Origin of the sequence: Sphingobacterium sp. T2, assembly GCF_000814685.1 — a bacterium.
Taxonomy (GTDB): domain Bacteria; phylum Bacteroidota; class Bacteroidia; order Sphingobacteriales; family Sphingobacteriaceae; genus Sphingobacterium; species Sphingobacterium thermophilum.
In genome coordinates this window covers 22,783-48,598 of record NZ_JXAC01000006.1, presented here as the reverse complement: position 1 = coordinate 48,598, position 25,816 = coordinate 22,783, and the positions used below count along the sequence as shown (strand labels likewise).

General features: G+C 43.6%; 24 protein-coding genes and 1 pseudogene. 17 read left to right on the top strand and 8 right to left on the bottom strand.

Features of this window, described 5'->3' with window-relative positions; all coding sequences use genetic code 11:
• Positions 1–442 precede the first annotated feature (442 nt).
• From SD31_RS00540 to SD31_RS00480, 16 genes are all read left to right on the top strand, one after another.
• Positions 443–3,028: a TonB-dependent receptor gene (locus SD31_RS00540; protein WP_039052716.1), complete on the top strand. Its 2,586-nt coding sequence runs from the start codon at positions 443–445 to the stop codon at positions 3,026–3,028.
• 6 nt (positions 3,029–3,034) lie between these two features.
• Entirely contained in the window at positions 3,035–3,937 is a 903-nt protein-coding gene (locus SD31_RS00535; protein ID WP_039052715.1) for a sulfite exporter TauE/SafE family protein, read from the top strand.
• Positions 3,938–4,151: 214 nt separating this feature from the next.
• Complete coding sequence (locus SD31_RS00530) at positions 4,152–6,656, top strand: SusC/RagA family TonB-linked outer membrane protein (protein WP_231560991.1); 2,505 nt, start codon at positions 4,152–4,154, stop codon at positions 6,654–6,656.
• Positions 6,634–7,188: a hypothetical protein gene (locus tag SD31_RS17825; protein ID WP_231560990.1), complete on the top strand. Its 555-nt coding sequence runs from the start codon at positions 6,634–6,636 to the stop codon at positions 7,186–7,188. Before SD31_RS00530 ends, SD31_RS17825 begins: the two co-directional genes overlap by 23 nt.
• A 4-nt stretch (positions 7,189–7,192) precedes the next feature.
• Entirely contained in the window at positions 7,193–8,521 is a 1,329-nt protein-coding gene (locus tag SD31_RS00525; protein ID WP_039052714.1) for a RagB/SusD family nutrient uptake outer membrane protein, read from the top strand.
• Positions 8,522–8,741: 220 nt separating this feature from the next.
• Positions 8,742–9,875: a DoxX family protein gene (locus tag SD31_RS00520; protein WP_156138122.1), complete on the top strand. Its 1,134-nt coding sequence runs from the start codon at positions 8,742–8,744 to the stop codon at positions 9,873–9,875.
• Positions 9,876–10,054: 179 nt separating this feature from the next.
• On the top strand, positions 10,055–11,533 hold the full coding sequence (locus SD31_RS00515) for a hypothetical protein (RefSeq protein ID WP_231560989.1): 1,479 nt from the start codon (positions 10,055–10,057) through the stop codon (positions 11,531–11,533).
• Complete coding sequence (locus SD31_RS00510) at positions 11,526–12,137, top strand: c-type cytochrome (protein ID WP_082021743.1); 612 nt, start codon at positions 11,526–11,528, stop codon at positions 12,135–12,137. Before SD31_RS00515 ends, SD31_RS00510 begins: the two co-directional genes overlap by 8 nt.
• Positions 12,138–12,147: 10 nt before the next feature.
• Entirely contained in the window at positions 12,148–13,035 is an 888-nt protein-coding gene (locus tag SD31_RS00505) for a molybdopterin-dependent oxidoreductase (protein WP_231560988.1), read from the top strand.
• A gap of 67 nt (positions 13,036–13,102) precedes the next feature.
• Positions 13,103–13,387: a hypothetical protein gene (locus SD31_RS17820; RefSeq protein WP_231560987.1), complete on the top strand. Its 285-nt coding sequence runs from the start codon at positions 13,103–13,105 to the stop codon at positions 13,385–13,387.
• 22 nt (positions 13,388–13,409) lie between these two features.
• Complete coding sequence (locus SD31_RS20450) at positions 13,410–14,072, top strand: NAD(P)/FAD-dependent oxidoreductase (protein ID WP_316929698.1); 663 nt, start codon at positions 13,410–13,412, stop codon at positions 14,070–14,072.
• Positions 14,029–14,847 carry an NAD(P)/FAD-dependent oxidoreductase gene (locus SD31_RS20445; RefSeq protein WP_316929697.1) on the top strand — a complete coding sequence of 273 codons (819 nt, stop codon included), beginning with the start codon at positions 14,029–14,031 and terminating at the stop codon, positions 14,845–14,847. The genes SD31_RS20450 and SD31_RS20445 overlap by 44 nt, the downstream gene beginning before the upstream one ends.
• A 1-nt stretch (position 14,848) precedes the next feature.
• Positions 14,849–15,769: a TIGR01777 family oxidoreductase gene (locus SD31_RS00495; protein ID WP_039052712.1), complete on the top strand. Its 921-nt coding sequence runs from the start codon at positions 14,849–14,851 to the stop codon at positions 15,767–15,769.
• A gap of 3 nt (positions 15,770–15,772) precedes the next feature.
• Positions 15,773–17,026 (top strand): YeiH family protein, encoded by a 1,254-nt coding sequence (locus tag SD31_RS00490; RefSeq protein WP_039052711.1) that lies wholly within the window; start codon positions 15,773–15,775, stop codon positions 17,024–17,026.
• Between the two features lie 49 nt (positions 17,027–17,075).
• Positions 17,076–17,525 carry an RNA polymerase sigma factor gene (locus SD31_RS00485; protein WP_231560986.1) on the top strand — a complete coding sequence of 150 codons (450 nt, stop codon included), beginning with the start codon at positions 17,076–17,078 and terminating at the stop codon, positions 17,523–17,525.
• Positions 17,526–17,615: 90 nt separating this feature from the next.
• Positions 17,616–18,239, top strand: coding sequence for a hypothetical protein (locus SD31_RS00480; RefSeq protein WP_052258490.1), 624 nt, complete (start codon positions 17,616–17,618; stop codon positions 18,237–18,239).
• Positions 18,240–18,298: 59 nt separating this feature from the next.
• On the opposite strand, the gene SD31_RS00475 is transcribed toward SD31_RS00480, so the two are convergent.
• The 8 genes and pseudogenes from SD31_RS00475 to SD31_RS00440 form a co-directional block, all read right to left on the bottom strand.
• Positions 18,299–18,862, bottom strand: a complete 564-nt coding sequence (locus SD31_RS00475) for a nitroreductase (RefSeq protein WP_039052710.1) — start codon at positions 18,860–18,862, stop codon at positions 18,299–18,301.
• A gap of 10 nt (positions 18,863–18,872) precedes the next feature.
• Positions 18,873–20,135: a peptidase T gene (gene pepT, locus SD31_RS00470; protein WP_039052709.1), complete on the bottom strand. Its 1,263-nt coding sequence runs from the start codon at positions 20,133–20,135 to the stop codon at positions 18,873–18,875.
• Positions 20,136–20,241: 106 nt separating this feature from the next.
• The gene (locus tag SD31_RS00465) at positions 20,242–21,003 is read right to left on the bottom strand and encodes a DUF4197 domain-containing protein (protein ID WP_039052708.1); all 762 of its coding nucleotides are present in this window, start codon (positions 21,001–21,003) and stop codon (positions 20,242–20,244) included.
• Positions 21,004–21,044: 41 nt separating this feature from the next.
• A complete protein-coding gene (locus tag SD31_RS00460; protein ID WP_039052707.1) occupies positions 21,045–21,881 on the bottom strand; it encodes an endonuclease/exonuclease/phosphatase family protein in 837 nt (278 codons plus the stop codon).
• A 1-nt stretch (position 21,882) separates the two neighbouring features.
• Complete coding sequence (locus SD31_RS00455; RefSeq protein WP_039052706.1) at positions 21,883–22,644, bottom strand: glycerophosphodiester phosphodiesterase family protein; 762 nt, start codon at positions 22,642–22,644, stop codon at positions 21,883–21,885.
• Positions 22,645–22,653: 9 nt separating this feature from the next.
• A complete protein-coding gene (locus tag SD31_RS14565; protein WP_082021742.1) occupies positions 22,654–23,130 on the bottom strand; it encodes a phosphodiester glycosidase family protein in 477 nt (158 codons plus the stop codon).
• A gap of 395 nt (positions 23,131–23,525) precedes the next feature.
• Positions 23,526–24,173: an HD domain-containing protein gene (locus SD31_RS00445; protein ID WP_039052705.1), complete on the bottom strand. Its 648-nt coding sequence runs from the start codon at positions 24,171–24,173 to the stop codon at positions 23,526–23,528.
• Positions 24,174–24,177: 4 nt separating this feature from the next.
• A pseudogene (locus tag SD31_RS00440) lies at positions 24,178–25,342 on the bottom strand (class I SAM-dependent RNA methyltransferase).
• 69 nt (positions 25,343–25,411) lie between these two features.
• Here SD31_RS00440 and SD31_RS00435 point away from each other — a divergent pair.
• The gene (locus SD31_RS00435) at positions 25,412–25,786 is read left to right on the top strand and encodes a DUF3127 domain-containing protein (RefSeq protein WP_039052704.1); all 375 of its coding nucleotides are present in this window, start codon (positions 25,412–25,414) and stop codon (positions 25,784–25,786) included.
• The last annotated feature ends 30 nt before the right edge of the window (positions 25,787–25,816 follow it).

Here is a 25,816-nt window from a genome sequence, read left to right as displayed (position 1 = left end):
GTTAATTTGTTGATAGGTAAAGCCTGCTGTTGAAGCGGACTTTTTATTAGCTGAGGTTTTTTAATTTTAATTGGTTGTGTTATTAGTGTTTTATTTTTAAAATGTATTATTTAAAATCTATAAAAATAGATATGAACAATTTTTTAAAAATAGTTTTTAATTATTTGTAAATGCAAAGCTTTCAAATATTAACGGCTTTGTAAGTTAACAAGACTAATAGAAGACAAAATGGAAAAGCAAGCAAAAATTTTCAAAGCCCTTTTATTTTATGAACGGTCCGTGCAACGAATAATTACCCGATATATGCGAATGTGTAAATAGTTTCTTTTCCCTTATTTATATGAAAAGGGGAAGTGTGCGGCTTCCCCTTACATTAAATAATGGTTACAAGTATAAAATGGAGTTAGCACTTGCATTACACACTATTTAACGACTTAAATTTATGAAATTTAAAGCTAATTATGGCATCAACATATTCTTAATTTTACTACTTCTTGTGCAATCCTCTAAGGCTCAGCAGCCTCAACCGATTATCAACGCATCTCTTACAGGTGTTGTATTAGACAGCTTGACAAAAGGGCCTTTGGGCGGAGTGACTGTACAGTTGGAAGGAGTAACACATAAGGTTAAAACTGACATTGAAGGTCGCTTTGAATTTATTACGGGGCAGAAATTACCTGTTACGCTTCTTGTTTCCTTCGTAGGCTATGCATCCAAAAAGCTTGTAGTGGATCGATCTCCTATTGTAATTTCTCTATCTCGGAAAATTAATGATTTGGAGCAGGTGCTTGTCACTTCGCGTCGCAGGACTGAGAAAATTCAGGATATCCCTATTCCTGTCTCACTGGTGAAGGCATCTACCATTGAAGATATGGGTGCTTTTAACGTAAGCCGCATCAAGGAGGTTGTACCTACAGTACAGCTATATTCATCCAATGCACGCAATACTACCTTGAATATCCGCGGGTTAGGATCTACTTTTGGACTGACCAACGATGGAATAGAACCTGGGGTGGGCTTTTACCTAGATGGTGTATATCTGGCACGTCCGGCGGCTACGGCATTGGACTTTATTGATGTAGAGCAGATTGAAGTGTTACGTGGTCCACAGGGAACGTTATTCGGTAAGAATACTACTTCCGGGGCTTTTAACATTACCTCACGTAATCCTTCCTTTGAGCAGCAGGCATCTTTTGAGTTGAGCTATGGTAATTATGGCTTTATTCAGGCAAAGGCTTCTTTGACAGGGCCGCTGTTGAAAGACAAGCTAGCTGCACGCATTTCATTTTCCGGCACACAGAGAGACGGATTGTTTTACAATGTACATTCCGATCGCAAGATCAATGACCTTAATAATTTGGGGCTGCGTGCTCAACTGCTGTATACCTTCTCGGACAACCTCAAAATATCTTTGACGGCAGATGTGACTAAGCAGCGACCTGATGGCTACGGATGGCCTATTGCCGGCATAGTAAAAAATCAGCGTTCAGCTTACAGACAGTTTGAAACCATCATTCAAGATTTGGGGTACACCATCCCTTACCAGAGCGCTTTTGAAAGAAAGGTGGATTTAGATACACGTTCGAAAGCCGACAATGAGCTTGGGGGGATAGCCTTAAATGCAGATTATAAAGTAGGTAATGCTACGTTGACCTCTACCACGGCTTGGCGCTATTGGGATTGGGTGCCGCTGAATGATCGAGATTATTTGGGAATTCCCGTGTATACTATTTCATCAGGTAACTCCACTCACCAGCAGTGGTCACAGGAGTTTAGGTATTCGGGACAGATTAACGATAGATTGAGTGGGGTGGTGGGCGTATTTGGCTTATGGCAGGATTTGAAGACCGACCCCGTCCATACGGAAGAAGCAGGAGATGCGCTATGGCGTTTTCAGCAAAGCAGTCCTTCCGCGACACAATGGGGGCCAGGCTTGATACACAATGTGGGTATTCGCACTGTTTATGGAATTAAAAGTACAAGCTTGGCGGCATTCGGTCAGCTGGATTGGGCTATAACGGACAAGCTACATCTATTGCCAGGCGTGCGATACAACTACGATCGAAAAAAGGCTAACTACAACCGAAAAAAATATATAGAAAACGATATAGCCTATACGGATCAGCAGTATGCCGCGGTGAACAGTATTTATTCGGATCAGGCATTTGACATTGATGCCGATGCCGATAACTTTTCTGGACAGCTTTCTTTACAATACAGGTTTACGCCGAACTATAATGCCTATCTTACCTATTCCAAAAGCTTTAAACCAATAGGTATAAATGTGGGGGGATTACCGGTTGTTGAGGGGCGTGTAGCTACGGAGTTGGCAGAGGTGAAGCCGGAATCGGTTAATCACTATGAGATTGGTGTTAAGACTTCATCTACCAGTAACGCTTTGTTGAATATCACCCTTTTTTCTACCCACATCAGCGATTTCCAGACGCAGGTGCAGACACCCGATCCGGGAGTCAACAGGGGATATCTGGCCAATGCCGAAAGGGTACGGGTACAAGGATTGGAGATTGACGGAAGCTGGAAGGCCAATAATAATTTAAAACTTAACGGAGCATTCGCTTATACGGACGGCAAGTATATTTCTTTTACGAACGCTCCCGTACCTTTGGAAGAGGTAGGAGGAGCTGAAGCCTTTAAAGATATTTCAGGTGGAGTGTTACCTGGTATATCCAAATGGTCTTGGACGTTGGGACCTGAAGCGACGTTAAGAGGCACTTTATTATCCTTACAGGGCAACTTTTTTCTCGGGGCCGATGCATTTTATCGATCTAAATTTTCTTCAAGCCCTTCGCCATCACAATTCCTGAATATTGACGCTTACACATTGGTTAATGGTAGGGTTGGATTTCGTGCTGTAAATGGTCTCTCATTTTTTGTGTGGAGCCGAAACCTAACTAATAAAAATTACTATGAGCAGCTGTTGGCAGCTCCTGGCAACTTCGGTCAGTATGCAGGGGTAGTAGGTGAGCCCCGAACCTATGGAATAACATTAAGATATAATCTAAAATAAAATACGATGAGTGAAAAGGTACAAGTCTTGGATGTACAGCTGGAAAAAAGCAAAAAGTCTATATCTCCTATAGTTTTAATCATCTTGGTGCTTAAGGGTGCCATACTCTTTTACTTTGCGTATCTGCTGAAGGAGGCTTACATACAAGGAGAAATGCATTTTGACTATACATTTTTGTTTTTTATCGTGGCGGGCTTTGTGGCACAGCTTATTGATGGAGCTTTAGGCATGGCCTATGGTGTGAGCTGTACTACGCTGTTGTTAAGCCTAGGTATATCTCCAAAGTTAGCCTCGGCCAGTGTGCATACCTCCGAAATTTTCACAACAGGTGTGTCCGGCTTATCACATATCCGCTTCAAAAACTTGGATAAAAAGCTTTTCGTGCGCATCGTCTTTACCGGTGTTTTGGGGGCCACGCTAGGTGCCTATATATTGTCCGACGTGTTGGATGGTTCGACGTTAAAGCCCTTAATTTCTGTGTATTTGATTTTTTTGGGTGGATATTTGATTTATAAAGCCCTTCGGAAAAAAGATAAGCATAAGCCTAAAACTAAATATGCACCTTTATTGGCTCTGTTTGGTGGATTGCTGGACGCCATAGGTGGAGGAGGGTGGGGACCTATCGTCACTTCCAACCTTTTAAGTCAGGGGCATAATCCTCGAAAGACCATAGGTACAGTAAATACCGCTGAATTCTTCGTGACTTATTTTGCAACAGCAGTATTTATCTTTCTGCTCGGCGTACAACATATTGACATAGTTCTTGGTTTGGTGTTGGGAGGCGTGCTTGCAGCTCCAATAGGAGCATATGTCGCATCCAAAGTCAATTCCAAAATCTTGCTCATCCTTGTGGGTGCATTAGTGATTATCACCTCTTCCGTAAATGTTATTAGCCTACTCATCAAATAAAGTTAAAACCTATGAAGATCATGGATAATAATTTGTTAGATCCTTTTTATCCTAATGCGGATTTCGTCATTCTCTATAGCATCTGCTATAAGTCCCGAATGTGTAACTAACCTATATTTCCATTAGGAAAATCATCATAACAAACTTCTTCGAATGTTCGGACAGCATATAAGTCTGTCTGAAGTAAGATTTATTTACTTTAAAATTTGGTATTATGAATTATAAGTGGGTGTTTTTTTACGCTCTTGGAATACTATTGTCTTTATTTTTTGTTCATCCTTTGGCCATAGCACAGGAAACAAAACCCATTATCAATGCTTCATTGATAGGTACCGTTATTGACGTTGTCACCAAAGAACCCATTGAAGGAGCTACCGTACAGTTAGAAGCTGTTACGCACAGTGTGAAGACGGATAAGAGGGGAAGGTTTCAATTTGTCACAGGGCAAAAGTTACCTTTCACTGTTGTGGTAACTTATGTAGGCTATGAAACCCGCAAATTAATCATTCGGGAGTCGCCGACAACCATAGAGTTGCATCCTTCGGAGAAGACTATAGATGAGGTTGTTGTGGTAGGATATGCAACTTACGAGAAGAAGAATGCCATAGGCTCCATTGAAAAGGTGAAAGCCGAAACATTGCGAGACATTCCGGCAGGTTCCTTTGATGAGCAATTGCAAGGTAAGGTTTCGGGAGTACAGATTGCACAGAATACAGGAGTGCCGGGAGAGGCTTTGAATATCAGGTTAAGAGGAGCTACGTCCATTAATGCGAATAACAATCCCTTATATGTTATTGATGGAATCTTTATTAACGGAGAAAGTCTTCAGACTATCAATACCGGAGGGAAGGCTACTTCTCCTATAGCGGACATTAATCCATCGGATATCGAATCCATAGAAGTGTTAAAAGACGCTGAAGCTACAGCTTTATATGGCTCTCGCGGCGCAAATGGAGTGATTCTCATCACTACTAAGAGAGGTAAGTATTCCCAATCTACAAAGATAGATCTGAATCTATATAGTGGAAGAGCCAAAGCTATAAGACTCTGGGAACTTACAACAGGGGAAGAGCATGCTATTCTGGTAAACGAATATTTCAGAAATATAGGGAAAGAAGAGCCCTTCCGCCCTGTATCGGAGGGAGGACGTGGGTTGCCTTCTGAGCAGCAGACATATGACAGACTTTCGGAAGCTTTCCGTACGGCGGGACTTTACAATGCCGATATAGCGCTGTATGGAGGAGGTGAAAATACTACCTATTATATTGGTGGTGGTTATAACAGCCAAGAATCTATTTTGCGCCCTATATCGTTCGGCCGTACCAGTTTCCGTGTCAATCTCGATCAGGGTGTCAATGCACGTGTAAAGATAGGTACGTCCAATGCCCTGTCACGGACGACCAGAAATCAAGGACGTGCAGGAGATGGCCCCCAAGGTGGAATTCTTCAGGCAGCACTCCACACACCGACCTACTTGTCTCCCTATAATGCAGAGGGAGTATTGGTAGGAAGAGCTGGATTCGACAACTTGACGTTGCTGTTGGAAAACTATGACGTCATCAATAAAAGCCTTCGTTATATTGGCAATATTTATGGGGAGCTGCAAATCCTGCCTTCCTTAAAACTGCGTTCCACTTTTAGTGTAGATTACAACAATTACAATGAGCGCGAATATTGGAACAGCTTACTTATAGCGGGAAGTCCGGATGGTTTGGCGACATCTGCCATTACGCAGGCTACCACATGGATCAACGAGCAGACGCTGACCTTCCGCAAGAAAATTGACGACCGTCACAGCTTCGGCGTGCTGGTAGGAAACACTTTGCAGGAAACTTCTTTCGAACTTACTTCAGCGAGTGGTAGAGGCTTCGCCAGCAATAGCTTCAAGTTGATAAGTTCGGCTGCCACCACCACCAGTTCTCAGGACTGGGATAAGTTTACCCTTGCCTCCTTCTTCGGAAGAGTCGACTACGGATACAAGAATACCTACCTCATAGATTTCTCCATCCGTGCGGATGGATCATCAAAATTTGCCAAAGGAAAGCAGTGGGGGTATTTCCCTGCTGTAGGGATAGCATGGCACATCAAGAATGAAGGTTTTCTGCGTGATGTGGAATGGGTTAGCGAGCTGAAGTTACGAAGCAGTTACGGCGTGACAGGCAATCAGAACGGTATCAACTCTTTCGCCTCGCGTAAGCTGTGGTCAGGACTTAATGCCTCCTATCAAAATGTTGCAGGAATATCACCGGAAAGTTTAGCCAACGAAGAACTCAGCTGGGAGAAAACAACTCAGTTTAACATCGGAGTGGATGCTTCCATCTTTAAAAATAGCATCAACCTATCCATCAATTATTACAACAAGCACACAAAGGACGGGTTGCTGACCAAGGTACTTGCAGCTACTACAGGGTTTCAGAGTTATATAGACAATGCCGTAGAAATCTCCAACAAAGGATTTGAATTTTCTCTCAGCTCGAACAATATTAGAACTGCTCATTTCTCATGGACTACGGCGTTCAACATTGCTCGTAATGTCAATAGAATAGAGAGGTTGGAAAGTCCTATGAATTTTGGAAGCCGTGATTTAATTCTTTTCAAAGAAGGCTATCCTATGTATTCGTTTTGGGTATATAACCAGCTTTATGTAGATCCTGAGACGGAGCCAAGGCCGTTTARCGAAGGTAATGTGAATAAAGATGGAAAAATACACTACGGATGATCGTCAGATCTTAGGCAGCATATGGCCAGACTATTTCGGAGGATTTTCCAACAGCTTTAATTATAAAGGATTTGACCTTAATGCCTTCTTCTCTTTTTCGGTAGGTAACAAAGTGTATAATCATAATAGGTTTTTCGGAGAGGGAGGCGGTGCCAGAGATGCGGCACGTGTTATCTTCGCTTCTAACCTGGCACGTTGGCAGAAGCCTGGTGACATTACCGATATTCCTAAAAGCGATGGCGTAAATGTAAATAATTACTTGGATGGTGGTGGACGGTGGTTGGAAGACGGCTCTTACTTGCGCTTTAGAACACTTAGCCTAGGATATAATTTTAGTAAAAATAAAAATCCTAAGCTGCCATTCGGCAAACTCAGAATATATCTACAAGCCAATAATCTATTTCTGTGGACGAAATATAGCGGACTGGATCCGGAATCGGCAGCTAATGCAAGTGCTAACCAACAGGGTATAGACTTGGGAACGCCACCTCAGCCTCGCAGTTTTCAACTAGGTGTTAATCTAACATTATAATGAAATGAAAAACGTTATCTACATATTCTTTTTGTTTGGGTTGACCGCTTGCACTTCCTTCCTAGAGGTAGAGCCCAAATCCTCGATCTCAGGAGAATCTGTTATCGTGGACGAAACATCTGCCAAGGCGGCATTGAACGGAGCATACAGTGCCCTTCGTGATTATTATAGCGTAAACTATCAGTCTATCGCTTATTTATCTGGCGACAACATAGAATGGACAGGCTCCCAATCGCAAGTGCAGGAATTTATCAATCACCGTGTGAAGCCTGAGAATCCAACCATTTCTTCCACTTGGTCAGGAATCTATAAGACTATCAACAGAGCTAACAGTATCATCAAAACGTTGAAGACCATCTCGTCAGAAAGTATATCCACTACAGTAAGAAATCAGGTGCTGGGGCAAGCATTGGCCATACGAGGATTGGCTTACTTTGACTTGGTACGTGTATGGGGTGGGGTACCTATCATTACAGAACCGACAGATAGGGTAGGGCAAAATGTAGGGATTCCGAGGGCTACGGCAGAAGAAACATACTTACAGGTCCTGTCCGACCTTAATGAAGCGGAAGGGCTGCTCCCCTCAACTACCGATCGCTTCAGCATTACCAAAAAGACCGTTCAGGCACTTAAGGCCCGCTATTTTCTCTATCGTAAGGAGTGGCAGCAAGCACAAGCTTATGCTTCTCTGCTTATTGATGATCCGGAGTATGAGTTGGTAAATCCTTATTATAATTTTTTTGTCGACAATGTAGTAGGAACAAAAGAATCAGTTTTTGAACTGTTTTACAGTGCTAATGAATTAAATCCTCATCGCGGACAGTGGCAGCCCCAGAATAATGGCGGTACGCGGCAGTGGGCTCCTAATGCCGCTTTGGTGACACTGTTGAACGACCCAACCAAGGGAGGAGCACGTAGTGCTTTAATCGCCAAGGATAACCAAGACCGATGGTATGGAAACCTCTATTATCGCAGTCCGGCCACAGACCCAACTTATATCGTACGTATAGCAGAGCTCTTCCTTATCCGTGCGGAAGCTCTGGCACAGCTGAACCAGATTGAGGTAGCGCAGCAAGATCTGAATAGGGTTAGAAGTAGAGCTCAGCTTCAACCATTGAACTTTGAGAGCAAGGAGGATCTGCTCATAGCTATCGAGGAGGAAAGACGCTTGGAATTCGCCTTGGAAGCACATAGATGGTTCGACCTAGTGCGTACAGGAAGAGCTAAGAGCGTCTTGGGTTTTACCGAAGATTATAAGCTGCTGCTTCCTATTCCTTATAGTCAGATTCTTGCAGACCATGTATTGAAGCAAAATCCCGGTTACTCACTATAAAAAACAATACCTATGTCACGAGTAAAAAAAATATACGCAAGTAATAGTTTTAAAGACATCCTTTTACGGATATCTTTGTTGTGGATAGTATTGCTGAGTATCCCTATCCAGCAGGACTTTTATTCTATCCTGTTAAGCTTGAGCTGGCAGTATCTTTTGATAGATTTTTATAATCTTGGTCACCTTTCTTCCTCATTTTTTTGACAAGAACTCCACGATATTGGATTGGACTATCTATCTAGGCATAGCTGTGGCACTGGCCTTGTTGTGGCGAAGCAGGCAGCCTCATCTGGAATTGAACAAGTGGTACTATTACCTACGCATTTTTTCGCGATATAAACTTGCTTCGATTCTATTGGTTGCAGGCTTTCTGAAAGTTTTTCCTCTGTATGTTCCGGAGATTTCTCTGAGCCATCTTAACACTGGCTATGGCTATTTTCAGCATTGGAAGCATCTGTTGTTGAGTCTGTCTGCCGCTCCAGCCTATCTTGTCTTCCTCGGCATTGTGGAGGTTGCTGCGGCCATCCTTTTATTATTTCGAAGGACAGCATTTCTTGGCGTAATCTTCATCATCCCCTTTTATGGCAATGTTTTCTTGGCAGATCTGGCGTATGAAGGTGGTGATTTTCTTGTTTCTACCTATATAGTACTGCTGTCGTTGCCCGTGTTTGTGTATGATTTGGGGCGTCTTGGAAGGTTGATCTACCATAAGGCCTTTACGCAGCCTGCAGCTTGGCATTTGGAGTGGAATCATTCGCGATGGAAGAAGGTAAGGGTTGTGGGTAAGATCTCCTTTGCAGTGGTTTTTTTCTTTGTGGTGGGATTCAAAAGTTATTCTGCCTTTCGGCAGCAGCAAAACCTTTTTTACCCTCAACATAAAGGTTTGGAAGGCATTGTAGGAAAATATTGGGTGAAAGACTTTGTACTGAACGGAGATACCATAGCTCCTTCACCTTTTGAGAATGGAAGGTGGAAAGATGTGGTCTTCGAAAGGTGGAATACATTGAGTATTCGTGTGAACGAAAGCATCGTGGTCGAGGAGCCGGCAAGTAGATTGTGGCCGCGTCAAGACAGCCTACGCAATTACGAATATACACAGGTGGGTGACCGGCTGTATTATACTTTTCAATTTAGTGAGCAGGATTCCATACTTACTCTAGCTAATAGAAATAAGCATTATATCGCTGGTAGCTATAGATTACAGCTGTCACAGCCCGACAGCAATGCCGTACTACTAAGAGGAACCAACGGTCGAGGGGACTCCCTGCAAGTTCTTCTGGTAGATGCAAAAAAGAAATATTTATTGGAAGAAGTCAAGAAAGTAGGAAGAAGAAAAGTAGGGTATAAACTCTAACCAAATCAAATCTGTAAAGTTATGTCTAAGAAAAAAATAGATACAGCAGTAATTAATCATGACACTTCTTATGTCGACAGGAAGCAGTGGCCACAATGGCAACGTATATTGTTTCGCATAAGCTTTATATTTTTCATTCTTATTGCTATCCCCAATAATCCCCATTGGTATACCCATGTGTGAATATAGACTGGTGGAATCTGGACTACCGCGATTTGTATGATATATGTCGTTTTGGTTCGGGAGTCAATTATTTCGGCACCACTACGTTTGGAGCACGTCTGCTCGGTTACAGCATATGGGTGAACACCTTGATCTTTGCAACGATAGCAGGTCTTTTATGGACTCTCATAGTCAAAATTCTTAAAAGGGAGCGTAAGGAATACGAGAGGTTATACTACTGGCTTAATGTTATTGTCCGTTACCGTGCGGGGCTAGGGATTATAGGCTTTGGTTTTACGAAGCTGTTTCCTGTGCAGATGCCTTATCCTTCTTTGGGATTATTAGATACGGATTATGGTGACTTGACAGCCCAGAAAATTTTCTGGTTGTCCTTTGGGATAGTGCCGTGGTACCAAGTGTTTGCTGGAGTATTGGAGGTTGGTGCGGGAGCGTTGTTGTTTTTCCGCAGAACCGTAGCAATAGGAGCGGCATTACTTGTGGGGGCCTTGGGAGCCATAGTGGTCGTAAACTTTGCCTACGATGGTGGTGTGCACGTTTATAGTTCCTATTTCGTGCTGTTAAGTCTTTTCCTCCTTGTACCCTACTATAAGCCTTTCTATAAGGTTTTCGTCAAAGAGATTCCTGCGCAGGTATCGTTATTTTTTCCTGTCTTTGCTACGCCCTTGCAGGTTGTTAGATATAGCTTAAAGGCGCTAACTATCTTCTTATTCATTGGTGTTTTCTTTTATCTGCAATACTTGGATTTCCGTTATGATCCTTATAAGCAGCCCTCCACGGCAGGATATAAGGCCTTCCGCGGCAATTATGCTGTTAGTGAGTTTAAGCTCAACGGTGTAGAACACCCTTACGATCCTCTGGATACTGTAAGATGGCAGTCAGCCACCTTTGAAAAATGGTCTACGTTGACCTTCAAAGTTCACCGTCCTCTGCCTTTGGATTTATCCAACGGTGGCGGTGATCCTAAAAGAGATGTCAACCGTACTTTCGAAATTTCGGGAGTGGCGGGTGGTCAAAGAGCTTTTCACTATTATATAGATACAGTAACCCAAACACTTTACCTTGAGGATAAGTACAAGCCCATTCCGGATGAGCGCAATAAGACGGCAGATTCAGGAGGAGACAGAGGGGTACGTAACTATATATCCCTGAATGATGTGAAGATATATGGTCCTACCATATCATTGGAAGAGTGGATTCCGGCCGAGGTGAAGCGGCGTTTAGGAAATGAGGCAGATTATGTTCATCCTAAGGCCCGAACCACACGTAGGCTGCGTGAATTTGCTAAAGCGGATGAATTGGCAAAAAGAGAGATAAGACAACGATTCGTCGTGCGCTATACCATACAAAATGATGGGGAGCGAGTAATTTTACGTGGTGTTGATGAAAATAGAGATTCCTTGTATGTGGTGTTGGATAGGGTAAAAAAAGATTACAAGATTTCTCCGGGAAAATTAGTTGCTGGACAGTATGAATAAGATATCTTCGTTCTTGTTTGTCGTAGGGGCATTACTTTTGGCGATAAGCTGTTCAGACCGGCAAGCAGAGAATGTATCTTATGCTGCTCCTTCCGGAGAAGGAGAGTGGAAAGAAAATCTGGACCTTTATCAGAAAACATGGCCTCAAAAGTTCGGTATTGGCAGGCAAGCTTCCAAGGAAAGGATAAAAAAATGGGATATCGATGTCAATCCGCAGGGGGAGAGGTTGCCAAAAGGAGAGGGACTAGCGAGCAGAGGAAAGGAAATTTATTTGGCTAAATGTGCTTCCTGCCATGGCAAAAACGGTCATGAAGGACCATATGATCAACTTGTCGTTACAGACACTTCCAAGCGCAATACCATTGGTAATTATTGGCCTTATGCTACAACAATATTCGATTATGTGCGCAGAGCTATGCCTTTCAATGCTCCCGGCTCCCTTAGTGACCAAGAGGTCTATGATGTGACTGCCTACCTTTTATATCGGAATAAGATTATTGAGGAAGAATATCCTGTGAATGCCAATACCCTTCCCCAGATCGAGATGCCTGCAAAGTCTCGTTTTGTGCTGGACGACCGTAGAGGAGGAAACGAAATCAAATAATATGATTAGAATGGACACAAAAGTATATTGGAGAAGGCTTTTTAAGCGTTGGATGGTGGGTGTTCTGCTGGGCGTAGCAGTAGCTTTTGTAGTGGTAAAAATGTGGAACAACCGAATCATCGAACCAGACAAGGACACCAAAATTGTGTTGGATCCCTCGAAGGTGCAGGGGCGTGGCCCTGATAAGGCAGGTTATCGCTCTAAATATGAACGTCTGCAGAAGATTACATCGACAACAGCGGCCCGTACACCACTTCAGGATCTGTATGGCACCATTACACCTTCAGATCTTCACTTCGAAAGGCATCATGCCGGAATACCGGAAATAGATCCAGAAAAGCACGAGCTCCTCATTCACGGCTTGGTAGAACAACCTTTGGTGTTGAAGCTGAAAGATTTAAAAAGATATCCTTCGGTAACACGCATTTGTTTTATAGAATGTTCGGGGAATTTTAGATATGGAAAAAGGGAAATGACACCACAGGAAGTTTGTGGGCTTACCAGCCAGAGTGAATGGACCGGGGTGTTACTCTCTACCATCCTTGAGGAAGCCGGTATTAAGCCTCAAGCGGAATGGTTTCTTGCTGAGGGAGCAGATGGCGCTTTGATGGCCCGTAGTGTACCGCTCAAAGAAGCTTTGGCAGAAGCGATGATAGCTTATGCACAGAATGGAGAGCCGATACGACCGCAGCAAGGCTACCCTATGCGATTAGTGATTCCGGGGTTCGAAGGAAATACACAGATAAAATGGCTGAGGAGAATAGAACTTTCTGAAAAGCCTTTTATGACAAGGGAAGAAACATCAAAGTACACAGAAAAGATAGCAAAGGGTAAGATCAGGATGTTCAGCCTTGTCATGGATGCGCGATCTATTATAACCTATCCTGCCTATCCATAAAAAGATAGAAAAAGGATGGCACGAAATAAGGGGCATTGCCTGGAGTGGAAGAGGAAAAATAAAAAAGGTGCTCATAAGTACGGATAATGGTCGTAAGTGGAATGAGGCGCACTTGCAGGGACCTGTTCTGGAGAAAGCACATACCGCTTTTCGATACATGTGGAACTGGGATGGAAAACCTACTCGTATCCTAAGCAAGGCCATTGACGAAACAGGATATATTCAGCCCACCTATAGCCAACTGGTGAAAGCTAGAGACTCAAAAGGAGGCAATCATTTCAATCCTATAGTGGGTTGGGATATAGAAAAGTCAGGAGAAGTTTTCTTGGCTGACGTAAAAGATATAAAATGAAGAATTTGATTATTTTTATATAATGGCAAAATACGATGCGGTCATAGTGGGCAGTGGCCCCAATGGACTTGCAGCTGCAATAACCTTGCAGCAGCAAGGGCTATCGACATTGCTTGTCGAGGGTTCGGACACCATAGGAGGGGGGCTGCGCACGAAAGAACTTACCCTGTCGGGGTATAAGCATGACGTCTGTTCGGCTATACATCCCATGGCTATGGCATCTCCTTTCATGCGGTCTTTACCTTTAGAGGAGTATGGGTTGTCTTTCACCTTTGCCAGATATGAGGCGGCTCATCCCCTATTAAGGGAAACCGGGGCCGTGCTATCCAGAAATCTGGAAGAGACCATACAACAGCTTGGTGATGATGGGAAGCTCTACCGTAGCCTCATACAAGATGTTGTAGACCGCTGGGAAATATTAGCAGAAGATACAATGGGTCCTCTACGGTTTCCGAAGGATCCTATACTGTTGGCATCGTTTGGATGGAAGGCTGTGCTACCTGCCTCATGGGTCGCTTCACGATTTAAGACGGAGAGAGCTAAAGCTTTGTGGGCAGGCATGGCGGCCCACGGTATTCAACCGCTCAGCAACTGGACCACGTCGGCCATAGGGATGGTGTTGATGGCGGTAGGGCATAGGTTTGGTTGGGCTATTCCTGTCGGGGGATCTCAGGAGCATAGCTGATGCCTTAGCGACCTATTACCTCAAGTTGGGAGGAGAGATTCAGACAGAGGTGTGGGTGAAGGACCGTGCCGCACTACCCGATCATCGACTTCTTATTCTAGATCTCACCCCTAAGCAGATACTTTCCATCAAGGGTTTGAATTTTACATCCTCTTATGAGCGTCAACTCAGGAAATATAGACAAGGGATGGGGGTGTTTAAGGTGGATTGGGCCTTGTCGGAGCCTACTCCCTTTACGGACTTACGAGCGAGACAGGCAGCCACAGTACACATAGGCAATACTTTTGCTGATGTTGCCCGTGCGGAGCGTGAAGCTCACGCTGGAAAGGTTGTGGATCGCCCTTTTGTGCTTTTTGCCCAACAAAGTCTGTTTGACCGAAGTAGGGCTCCAGAACGCAAACATACAGGATGGGCTTACTGTCACGTTCCCAATGGAACAGAATATGATTACACCGACATTATTGAAAATCAGATCGAGCGTTTTGCTCCTGGCTTTAAGGATACTATTTTGGCACGCCATACGTACGGCCCTAAGGCGTTGGAAGCCTACAATCCCAACTACATAGGAGGAGACATTAATGGTGGTATAATGGATATAGGTCAGCTCTATACACGACCGACACGCTCGTTGACACCTTACCGCACTGCGGACAGTTCGGTATACATATGTTCGTCAGCCACCCCTCCCGGAGGAGGTGTTCATGGTATGTGTGGATTTCATGCTGCACGAACAGCACTAAAAGATCATTTTGGTATCATCATTAATTTGCCTTAATATGAAAAAGATAATATTGGCCGGAGGTACAGGGAACGTCGGCAGAGTGCTCAGTGAGGAGCTTCTGAGGCAAGGTTATGAAGTCATTATACTGAGTCGCACGACTAAATCTTCCAACCGCCAGAACCTCTCTTACGTGCTTTGGGATGGTGAACAGTTGGGGGAATGGATGTCGGTATTGGAAGGGAGCGATACTTTAATCAATCTTTCAGGGCAAAGTATCCAATGTAGGTTTACCGAGAAGAACAGAAGGACGTTAACCTCTTCACGCATAAAGCCTACATACATCTTGGGAGAGGCCATTCGAGGATTGAAAGAACCTCCGCGATTATGGATAAACATTTCCGGAACTTCTATTTTTGAGGGCCTTGAGCAGCTTAGCGATGAGGAGAGCACTCGTTTTGCAGATACTTTCTTAGCCAACCTTGTCAAGGAATGGGAAAAGACTTTTTTTATGTTCCACTTGCCCGCCACAAGGCAGGTTTGTTTGCGGCTGAGTCCCGTGTTGTCCAAGGATTTTGGCATGTTCAAGGAATTGAATCTGCTGACAAGATTCGGATTGGGGGGTAAGGCGGGAAACGGAAAACAGTTGATAAGCTGGATCCATGAGGTGGACCTAATAAATTTGGTGCTATGGATTATCCATCATCGGGATCCGTCGTCGCTCTATCATGCTTGTGTTCCTCTGCCGGTAAGCAATAAAATCTTCATGAAGGAACTGCAACGTGCTAATAAAATTTCTTTTGGACTGCCTTTGCCGGCCTTTCTAGCCAAAGTTGGTGCCTACTTTAAGGGGGTAGAGAGCGACATGATTTTACAGACTAATGCAGTATCTTCCAGCAGAGCAGTACGTGAAGGGTTTGTTTTTAAATTTCCAACGATTAAAGAAGCATTTTTAGAACTAACTAAACATATACACTAAATTATGTCAGAAAAGAAGATTGTCATTACAGAAGATTGGGTTGTTGTCATCTTGGGGTTGGGAACGATTTTTTTAGCTTTGGCAGGAATTATCGTTCCGAAGCCTACCTTCAGTTGGTCCTCCTGGACAGAATTAAGTGAGAAGATTTTTTCGGCTCAAAACATCATCAACTTACTTACTCAGTTTGGAGCAGTATATGCCATAGCACTGCTTGGGGCTATATTGCTTGGTAAGTCGGTAAAATCTTTGCTTGTAGTGTTTCCTTCGGTAGCGGTGCTGACGGTGTTAGCCTTGTTGCTGGCAGGAAACAGTACAGTGAAAGATTATAATTTGGAAGCTGTCATCTTTGCTTTGGCCATAGGGCTGCTTATTAGTAATATTTTTTCTTTGCCTTCTTGGTTTAGGGAGGCTCTCAACACGGAGATGTATGTTAAGATAGGGTTGGTCCTGTTGGGCACTACAGTCATCTTTGGGGATATTTTGAAAGCCGGGGCTTTGGGATTGATACAGGCGCTAGTGGTAGTGCTTTCGGTATGGTATTTCGCCTTTTGGGTATGTAAGAAGCTAAAGATAGACAAGGAGATGTCTCTGATGTTGGCTAGTGCTGTATCTATTTGTGGCGTGTCGGCAGCTATTGCTACTTCCGGAGCTATAAAGGGGGACAGCAAGAAACTATCCTATGTTATTTCTTTGGTGCTTATAACAGCGATACCTATGATGATAGGAATGCCATACCTAGCAGAATGGATGGGGCTATCCGAGGCAGTGACAGGAGCGTGGTTGGGAGGTTCCATAGATACTACGGGAGCTGTAGTGGCTTCCGGCTCTTTGGTAGGAGATGAAGCTTTGAAGATTAGTACTATAGTGAAGTTTTCTCAAAATGTGTTGTTGGGAATAGCAGCCTTTGCCATCAGTATCTATTGGACTTATTCTAAGTCTGTGGACGAGGAGACGAAGAAAGATAAACCTACCTTGCGTGTAATCTGGGAACGTTTTCCCAAGTTTGTTTTGGGGTTTGTCTTTGCCTCCTTACTTTTCTCCTTCGTAATCTCTCCGGAGACTACGAATCAGGTTAAAGACAGCCTGAAGAGTCTACAAAATCTTTGGTTTGTGCTGGCCTTTACCTCTATAGGTCTGGAGACAAACTTCAAGGATCTGTTTCAACAAAGCAACAAAAAGCCTTTATATGCGTTTTTGATAGCGCAGTCTTTTAATATTGTCATTACGCTTCTTGTGGCGCTAATTTTGTTTAGATAATTTATGGAAATAGCCATGTTGGGACATCTTCATAATACATAAAGCATATATGAGCGAAAAGGAGTTATTGGACAGATACCGTGCTACAGGAAGTGTAGAAGTGTTGGGCAAGCTGTATGCTCCTTATATGTCGTTGCTTTACGGTGTGTGTTATAAGTATCTGCAGGATGCCGAGCGCAGTCAGGATGCGGTGATGCAAATTTTTGAAGAGTTAATAGATAAGTTAAGGACACACGAAGTAAAAAGTTTTAAAAGCTGGCTTTATGTATATGCTAAAAACTTTTGTCTAATGCAGCTACGTAAAGACAAAAGGTTTGAGCAGGTAGATATTGAAGATAACCTTTATGAAAGCGAGAGAAAGCTAAGTGCTGAGGGGGAGACAAAATGGGAAGAGCATGATTTTGAAATGCTGGAATATTGTCTTGAAATGTTGAATGCGGATCAGCAGCGTTGCGTACGTCTTTTCTTACCTAGAGCAAAAATGTTAATAAGGATATAGCCGAGGAGACGGGGTTGGACTTAGGGAAGGTGAAGAGTGCCATCCAGAATGGCAAGCGCAACCTCAAAATATGTATGGAGAACAGAAAACATGGAAAATAACTACCAATTATCTCGTATTCACAATTACATCCACGACTTGATGAGTCGGGAGGAGATGCATGCGTTAGAACGCGAGGCATTGGAAGACCCTTTTTTGCAGGATGCGATAGACGGGTATAGGATGCAGCAGGGAGTAGATGCCAAGCAGCTGAGTTTGCTGCAGCAGCGGCTTGCCGCGCGTGTAGACTCCTTGGCTGGGGAACGCAGCAAGCGCTTCTATAGCTGGCAGCGCCTTGCTGTGGGTATGGCTGCCGGTGTTATGTTTTTGATAGTTTGTATCTTGATATTGATGCGATATCTACCTAACCAAAATACGGCGGACTTGACGGAAGTAGAGATTATGTCGGTCAAAGAGTATGTGGTACAGGTTATACCTTCTGCCGGTGACGCCCAGCCGGTGCAAGGGTGGCAGCATCTTGAAGGACGTATTGCTAAAGGGTTAGAAAATAATATTGTTGAGGAGGGAGAGAAGCATGTTCGCTTACTTTTTGATGAGAGAGGGAAGCTTACAGTTTCTAACGTGAGAAATGGGCTGCTAAATCAAATTTTTGAAGAGGAGGAATGGAAGGGTAAGGAAGCTGTATTCTCTCTGAAGGTCAATGCCAAAAAGTAGAAATGTCATTTCAAGCGTATAGGTAATATTCCTATACGTACTCGAAATGACATTTCTTATTATTCTTCCCAGCGGATCTTATCTTCTATACTTCCGCGTACGGGCTCACGAGTGTCCATATTGTGGTGTCCCATATAGAAGATACCTATACATTTCTGGTTTTCTTTAAGTCTTAGGAATTCTCCTAAGTGGTTGATAAGTCCAGGTGTTGCCCAGTAACCACCTATTCCTAAGGAATGTGCTGATAGCCATATATTCTGTACAGCACAAGCTGTGGCTGCCAACTCTTCCCACTCAGGCACATCTCCAGTGTAGTTGACGATGATGGCTATGGCCACGTTTGACATGGTTGCCTTCTTAGCCATGTTTTGTTCTCCCTGCTCTGTGTATTTATCGGCAGGGGTAACCTGTCTGTAGATGCGTGCCAGCTCATTTCCCAAACGTTGAAGACCTTCCTTGCGGAAGATGACAAACCGCCACGGTTGAGTACGTTTATGTGTTGGTGCTGCATTTGCAGCTTCCAAGATGGTGAGGATATCCTCCTTGGAAATATCTTGATCTGTAAAACTGTTTTGTGATACAGTTCTACGGAATTTTATTGCATTTAAAACTTCGTTTGACATAGTATATTATTTAAGCTCTTTCTTCCCAAAGTGCAGCGATATGCAGTATTGTTTTTACGGCTTTTTCCATATCTTGGATACTTACCCATTCCATTTTTCCGTGGAAGGCATGTCCACCAGCGAAGATGTTAGGACAAGGTAAACCCATAAATGAGAGGCGTGAGCCGTCGGTGCCTCCGCGTATACTGCGACGTTCGGGTGTCATGCCTGCTCTTCTGATAGCTTCAAGCCCTATTTCCATGATTTCCGGATATTGATCCAGCACTTCTTTCATATTGCGGTACTGCTCTTTTGTTTCGAATGTATAGGAACAGCCCGGATATTGTGCTAAAATCTTTTGGGCTATGCTTTCCAGTTCTGCTTCATGGCGTGCCAGGTTGGCAGTCACATGATCCCGGACGATAAAGTTTATCGTAGCTTTCTCTACCGATCCCGAGATATTGGTAGGGTGTATAAATCCTTCTTTATCGGAAGTACTTTCCGGCGATAGACGATCTTTTGGCAGCGCTTCAATGATTTTTGCTGCAATTTTAATGGCGCTTTGCATTTTCCCTTTAGCAAAGCCGGGATGTACCGAAACACCATGTATGGTCAATGTGACGGCATCCGCCGAAAATGTTTCATCTTCTATGGTGCCGGCTTTCTCACCATCCATCGTATAGGCGAACTTTGCACCCACACGTTCGAGATTAACGAAGTCGACACCACGTCCTATCTCTTCATCCGGAGTGAAGAGGATTTTGATGTCACCGTGTTTTATATGAGGGTTTTGCAGCAATATTTTTGCGGCTTCCATGATTTCTGCCACGCCAGCCTTGTCGTCAGCACCTAGCAGCGTAGTGCCTGAGGCCGTAATGATGTCGTTGCCGATTTGTTCGGCAAGGTCTTTATGTTCGGCGTAACGGATAACCACGCTCTTATCATCGGGAAGTACGATATCCTGACCTTGGTAATTGCGGTGCACGATAGGTTTTACGTCTTTTCCCGAGCAGTCAGGAGAGGTGTCCACATGTGAACAGAAACATATTGCCGGAACGTTTTTATCCGTATTGGAAGGGATTGTCGCATAGACATATCCATTTTCATCTAGTTCTACGTCTTTTGCTCCCAAAGCTGTAAGCTCCTCCACTAACATTTTGCTAAGGTTCAGCTGTTTAGCTGTAGAAGGGAAAGTAGCAGAATTAGGATCCGATTGCGTATCTATTTGCACGTAACGCATAAAGCGCTCTGCAACAGACATATCTTTTATATCATTGATAACAGAAAAATCCATCTTTTAAATTATTGCTTTACAAATGTAGGAAAAGAAATACTCCCTAGCGTATCGTTAGTGTCAAGAAATGGGAAAACAAAGGGAAGAGCAACTCTTCTCTAAGAAATTATTTTTGTTTTTGTTGGTCCACCCATCCGAAAACGTTTTGCAGGATGCTGGAATTGCGTGAACCACCTATATTTTGTCTGATTTTTAGTTCTTCATCGGCGACTTTCACAAAAAGGCCGTCAATGGCTTTTTGGGTGACGTAAGCGTTGAGGTTTGTCTCTACTTTCGTCGTGGCGATAGGGAGGTTGTTGTACGCTGTTGTAAGCTGTGTCCAGTAAGTGCTTACATTATTTTTTCCCAAGGCTGCCTCCACTATAGGGCTAAACTTCTGTGTGAGCTCGTTGGAGGTGGTGCGTTTGAAGAAGGTTGTCGCTGCATCTTGCTGGGGTCCTAACAAGATGTTGAAGGCGTCGGTTACTGTCATTTTGGTCAAAGCATTGACAAAAACGGGAGCAGCTTCCTTTACTGCCGATTCTGCAGCACGGTTTAGACTCAAGATAAAGTTGTCCACCAGCTTGCCCATACCTACGGAGCGCAAGGCCTGTTCTACCTTTTGTGCTTCTTGAGGCATCAAGATTTTCACTACGGCGTCTCCAAAGAAACCGTTTGTTGCGGATAAGGTTTTTATGCTGTTTTGAAGGCCATTGTTTAGGGCTTGCTTGATTCCGCTGACAGCTTCTGTTTGGCTTATCGTAGAACCTTTTGCTGTAGTGCCAGGGGTAGCTTGCGGCAAGGTGCTGGCCATCTGGCTCATAGCCTCACAACCTGACAGCAGAGGTAGAGCCGCGATGCTTAGTGCCAAATAGGATAATTTTTTCATTGCTTTTGAATTTGTTATACAAAATTAAAAAAACAAATGAATTACCATTCCATATGAACCAGCACTGGGAAGTGGTCGGACGGAAATTTGCCCATGTAGGTGTCCGTTAAGACGCCGTATTTCAATACGTTAAAAGGTTTTGAGATAAAAATGTGGTCAATTCTTTCTTTAGCTTTTAGAGACTTACCCCATCCGTTGAAGGTGGAGTTAGGTTCATATACTAGGGGAGCCAACTCATAGGTGTCCTGAATGTAAGGTGAGCTAGCCAACGTATTGTAGGCGTCGCTCTTCTCGTCGACGTTGAGGTCTCCAGTGATGATGAGAGGAAGGTCTTTGGCGAGTTCGTGCGCTTTTTGGAGCATCAGCTTAGCACTTTCTGTCCTTGCGACCTTTCCCACATGGTCGAAATGGGTATTCATCATGATGAAGCGCTTGCCGTTTTCCTTATCTTCGAAGATTGCCCAAGTGCAGATGCGTGGCAGTGCGGCATCCCATCCTTTGTTAGGCTTTTCTGTGTCGGTATCCGACAGCCAGAAGGTGTCGCTTTTGATAAGGGTAAAGCGGCTTTTCTTGTAAAGGATTGCCGAATGTTCGCCTTTATCTTTTCCGTCATCGCGACCTACACCTACTGCTCCATACTTGGGAAGCAGCTTCAGCATGTCTTCAAGTTGGTCTTTGAAAGCTTCCTGAATCCCCAGCAGGTCGAAATCATGATAGCGGATGAGCTTACACAGATATTCTCTGCGGTCTTGCCATAGATTTCCTTCATCTATGGTGTTTCGCTGACGTATATTGTATGTGCCTACCTGCAAAGCTTGGGCTTGCAGGGCTGTGGCTAAGCTAAAGAAGCTTATAATGGTTAATAGCAGCTTTTTCATATTATTGAGCTAAAATTTTCTGAAGTAATTCCGGTTCGTCAGTGGTGATATAGTCCACTTTGTTGTCGATAAAGTAACGCATATCTTCTTCCTTGTTTACTGTCCAAACGTTGATTTTCATTTTTCTTTCTTTAGCATCTTGGAAGTAATGAGGGTTTTTCTTGAATACCGAATAGTTGAAATCCATTTCGCTGAAGCCGTCATTGTATAGGTCTATAGGAGATTTGTCACTTCCTAAGTATTGTACGCGTACTTTTTTGTCTAGCTTTTTCAGATGAAGGCAGGCATCATAGCTGAAGGAGATGAATACTGTCTTCTTGAGTCCTTTCATCTTTTTGACGAGGTTGTAGCATTTTTCGGCAGCTTCTATGGTACGCTCTTTCCCTAGACGGTTAGGTTTTATTTCAAAAATCATTTTAGTACGTTTCTGTTTTAATCCTACGCGAAGATATTCTTCTGCTGTATGCAATTGTTTCGCCGTTTTGTCCAATTTCTTTTGGCTTAAGGTAGCATAATCTGTTGTGGCGATATCTATTCCTTGATAATCTTGGTCATGATTTACGACAAGAACATCATCTTTGGTTAGTGATACGTCGAACTCCGAGCCCCACACCTTAAGGTCTATGGCGTGTTTTAGGGCGGCTATAGAGTTTTGAGGAGCGTTTGTATTTTTCCAGGCTCCACGGTGGGCAACGATTTTGGTTTGGGCCCAAGCCACTGCATTGATTGATAATAGTACTGTTAAGATTAGGATCTTTTTCATAATTGTTGATTATTTTTTGATGTAAATGATGTTAGCAACTTTTCTTTCTCCTTGATGGTCAAACTTCTTGTTGTCGGATGGATGGTTTACTATGCCTTTTCCTTCGATGTACATGGCAGTGCTTCCTCCTCCGTCTAGGTTCATGGCGTCAGTACATCCCAGCCATCTGAAGATGTTGGTGAATTCTGCCAGAGAGAAGCCTTGAGACATGCTGTTGCGACCGTCTACCGTGATTAGATATAATTTGTTGCCTGCCAAGCCAACCCCTGTTCTTGGGTGCCTATTTTTATTAAAGGCGTTGTCCGCAAGACTTACCGTCCTATTGTTTTCTAGGAGGAGAGGTCCTGCCAACATTACGTTGGGCAGTGCGGTAGCTGCTACAGAGTCCGAGGTGATAATGGTCTTCTTCCTATCAAAGGCGAAGAAGGCATTGGCATGAGTACCTTTTGATTTGGAATAGGTGATCACCTTACCTTTAACTTTTATATAGTTGACAGCTCCTTCCGTTTTTCATATGGAAGAAACCTCCGTTTATGGCGGCGAGAGCTTTGGCATGCCGGGCTAGGGTAGAGGTATGTTCAAGCTGCTGGGGTAATGCTACAATGCCCAGCTTCTTGTTCCTCTTGGAAAGGTCTATTTCTAAAATGCTGATAAACTGCTTGCTATTGAAAAGAGAGTTAAAATGTCCGCTTCTCCATACTACCCCTTTGGCGATATGTTCATTTTGCCACGAGAAGTTGGTAAAAGTAGCCGAATCATTATTGCTGACAAGTTGTTGGCAATAAGTGGTTAAGGGCGAGGATTAGGTATAAAAAAAAGGCAGTAATATTTTTCATAATTACTGCCTAATTTACATATCTTCTTATAAATATAGAATTGATTTAGGCTATTCCATTCCATTCATCATAAAATTGTTGCAGAAAGTCTTCCATGAATTTGTGTCTTTTTTCTGCAATACGTTTTGCTGTTTGCGTATTCATTTTGTCTTTCAACAGGAGCAACTTTTCGTAGAAGTGATTGATGGTAGGTACGGAAGAGTTTTTATATTCTTCTTTGGTGAGGTTTGTTCTAGGTTTGATGTCTGGATTATACATCTCACGGTTTTTATGTCCGCCGAAGTTGAAGGCTCTTGCTATGCCTATTGCGCCTATGGCGTCAAGTCTGTCAGCATCTTGCACGATTTCAAGCTCTTTGGAATGGAAGTTTACATCTCCGAGCGAAGCTTTGAAGGACATATTGAGGATAATCTGTTTTACGTGCTCGATGACCTCTTGGTTGACACCTATGGATTCTAGGAATTCGCCTGCTACTCGGGGGCCTATGGTTTCATCACCATTGTGGAATTTGCTGTCGGCGATATCATGCAATAGGGCGGCTAGCTCACATACGAGTGGGTCAGCCTTTTCTGTCTGGAGTATAAGTTTGGTGTTGTTCCACACCCTTTGTATATGCCACCAATCGTGGCCTGCTTCAGCAAATTTAAGTCTGTCTTGAACGAATGCTATAGTTAAATCAATGACGTTTTGCATAGTGTTACTTTTCTTTTGTTCCTTCGTAAAGTTCGTATTGTAATAATCTGCAGTCTAATTTACCATTAAAAAATTCAATTCTCCTAGAAGCTTTTAAACCAATTTTTTTGGCAAGGTCCGGATTTCCAGTAAAAACGTATCCGCGGTAGCCTTTACAGCGCTGTTTCATGAAGTCTCCTATACGTTTGTAGGTAGCTTCCAGCTTAGTGTGTGTGCCTAGGCGTTCGCCATATTCCGGATTAAACATGATCACTCCTGGAGTTTCTGGAATGGATGTTTCTGCAAAATCACACACGGCAAATTGTATGAGGTGTTCTACGCCGGCGGCTTTGGCATTCAGGCGTGCTATTTCAACGGCCTGTTCGGAAATGTCCGAAGCAATGATCGTCGGTATATTTGACTTGTTGGTCTTTTCTTTCAGTAGTCTTCTCTCTTGGAAGAACACCGATTCGTCGTAACCGTTGAAGTGCATGAACGAATAATTCATGCGTTGCAAGCCTGGCGTGCGGTTTTGCTGCTATGAGTGCCGCCTCAATGGCTAAGGTGCCGGAGCCACACATAGGATTCACAAAAGGAGACTTTCTGTCCCACTGTGTGGCCATGATGGTAGAGGTCGCCAACGCTTCCAACATAGGGGCTTTGCCGGGATGCTTACGGTATCCATGTTTGGACAATGTCTCTCCTGAGGTGTCTAGGAAAATCTCCGCTCTATCTTCCACCCAGTGTAGGTGGATTACCGCTTTGGAAAGGTCTGCCCCTGAATTAGGACGTTTCCCTTTCTTATCTTTTATTCTATCGACGATGGCGTCTTTTACTTTGACATTGGCGTACAGTGGAGTCGTTATGGTTTCATTGTTTACGAAGGATGTTACCGAAAAGTAACCATCAACGGGAATAAGATCTTCCCAGCTTATTTTTACCAAGGCGTTGTACAGCTCTTGGGCGTTTCTAGCCCGAAAAGCGCCAATTTCGTACAAAACCTGACCTGCTGTCCGCAGATTAAGGTTTAAGCGTATGCATTCGTTGACAGATGCAGTGGTTTCTATGCCTGTGCTGAAGGTCCTCTTTATTTCGAATCCTAGCGCGCAGATTTCTTCTTGGAGGTAAGGGGATAGACGCTTGTAGCAAGTTACTATCACTTTGCCGGGGGTGTTGAAAACTTCTTTCATATTTGTGCAAAGTTAATTAATCTTCCATGCAAAAAATGTGTAATTTTACAGTTTAATACGAATAATGATATGGAAATCAGAGGAAAAGTTCACGAAATAGGTGCTGTACAACAGGTTACTGAGACTTTCAAGAAAAGAGATTTAATTGTGGCTTACGCAGAAAACCCACAGTTTGTAGAGTATATCAGATTTGAAGCAACACAAGATAGAGTTAGCATTTTTGATAATTTGGCTGTAGGAGATGAGGTAGAAGTATCGTTCAATCTTCGTGGTCGTCCGTGGACTAATCCACAAGGAGTGACAACGTACTTTAATTCGTTGGTAGCATGGAGAGTAACCAAGTTGGCTAATACAGCAGCGTCGGCGCCTTCTTATGCAGACAACATTCCGGCACCGGTAGACATCAGCAATTCGGGTGCGGATGACGATGATTTACCATTCTAATTGCGACCTGAATTTTTGAAATAAAGAAGC

What these genes read in the sequence shown, in the direction of transcription:
- SD31_RS00475 (WP_039052710.1), bottom strand. Translation starts at nt 18,862, where the DNA reads ATGTCAAACGAAGTTTTAAATGCAATAAAATTCCGTAGAACTGTATCA.
- SD31_RS00495 (WP_039052712.1), top strand. Translation starts at nt 14,849, where the DNA reads ATGAAAAAGATAATATTGGCCGGAGGTACAGGGAACGTCGGCAGAGTG.
- SD31_RS00505 (WP_231560988.1), top strand. Translation starts at nt 12,148, where the DNA reads ATGGACACAAAAGTATATTGGAGAAGGCTTTTTAAGCGTTGGATGGTG.
- SD31_RS00490 (WP_039052711.1), top strand. Translation starts at nt 15,773, where the DNA reads ATGTCAGAAAAGAAGATTGTCATTACAGAAGATTGGGTTGTTGTCATC.
- SD31_RS00455 (WP_039052706.1), bottom strand. Translation starts at nt 22,644, where the DNA reads ATGAAAAAGATCCTAATCTTAACAGTACTATTATCAATCAATGCAGTG.
- SD31_RS00540 (WP_039052716.1), top strand. Translation starts at nt 443, where the DNA reads ATGAAATTTAAAGCTAATTATGGCATCAACATATTCTTAATTTTACTA.
- SD31_RS00525 (WP_039052714.1), top strand. Translation starts at nt 7,193, where the DNA reads ATGAAAAACGTTATCTACATATTCTTTTTGTTTGGGTTGACCGCTTGC.
- pepT (WP_039052709.1), bottom strand. Translation starts at nt 20,135, where the DNA reads ATGGATTTTTCTGTTATCAATGATATAAAAGATATGTCTGTTGCAGAG.
- SD31_RS00510 (WP_082021743.1), top strand. Translation starts at nt 11,526, where the DNA reads ATGAATAAGATATCTTCGTTCTTGTTTGTCGTAGGGGCATTACTTTTG.
- SD31_RS00480 (WP_052258490.1), top strand. Translation starts at nt 17,616, where the DNA reads ATGGAAAATAACTACCAATTATCTCGTATTCACAATTACATCCACGAC.
- SD31_RS00435 (WP_039052704.1), top strand. Translation starts at nt 25,412, where the DNA reads ATGGAAATCAGAGGAAAAGTTCACGAAATAGGTGCTGTACAACAGGTT.
- SD31_RS00460 (WP_039052707.1), bottom strand. Translation starts at nt 21,881, where the DNA reads ATGAAAAAGCTGCTATTAACCATTATAAGCTTCTTTAGCTTAGCCACA.
- SD31_RS20450 (WP_316929698.1), top strand. Translation starts at nt 13,410, where the DNA reads ATGGCAAAATACGATGCGGTCATAGTGGGCAGTGGCCCCAATGGACTT.
- SD31_RS00485 (WP_231560986.1), top strand. Translation starts at nt 17,076, where the DNA reads ATGAGCGAAAAGGAGTTATTGGACAGATACCGTGCTACAGGAAGTGTA.
- SD31_RS00465 (WP_039052708.1), bottom strand. Translation starts at nt 21,003, where the DNA reads ATGAAAAAATTATCCTATTTGGCACTAAGCATCGCGGCTCTACCTCTG.
- SD31_RS17825 (WP_231560990.1), top strand. Translation starts at nt 6,634, where the DNA reads ATGGAAAAATACACTACGGATGATCGTCAGATCTTAGGCAGCATATGG.
- SD31_RS00445 (WP_039052705.1), bottom strand. Translation starts at nt 24,173, where the DNA reads ATGCAAAACGTCATTGATTTAACTATAGCATTCGTTCAAGACAGACTT.
- SD31_RS00535 (WP_039052715.1), top strand. Translation starts at nt 3,035, where the DNA reads ATGAGTGAAAAGGTACAAGTCTTGGATGTACAGCTGGAAAAAAGCAAA.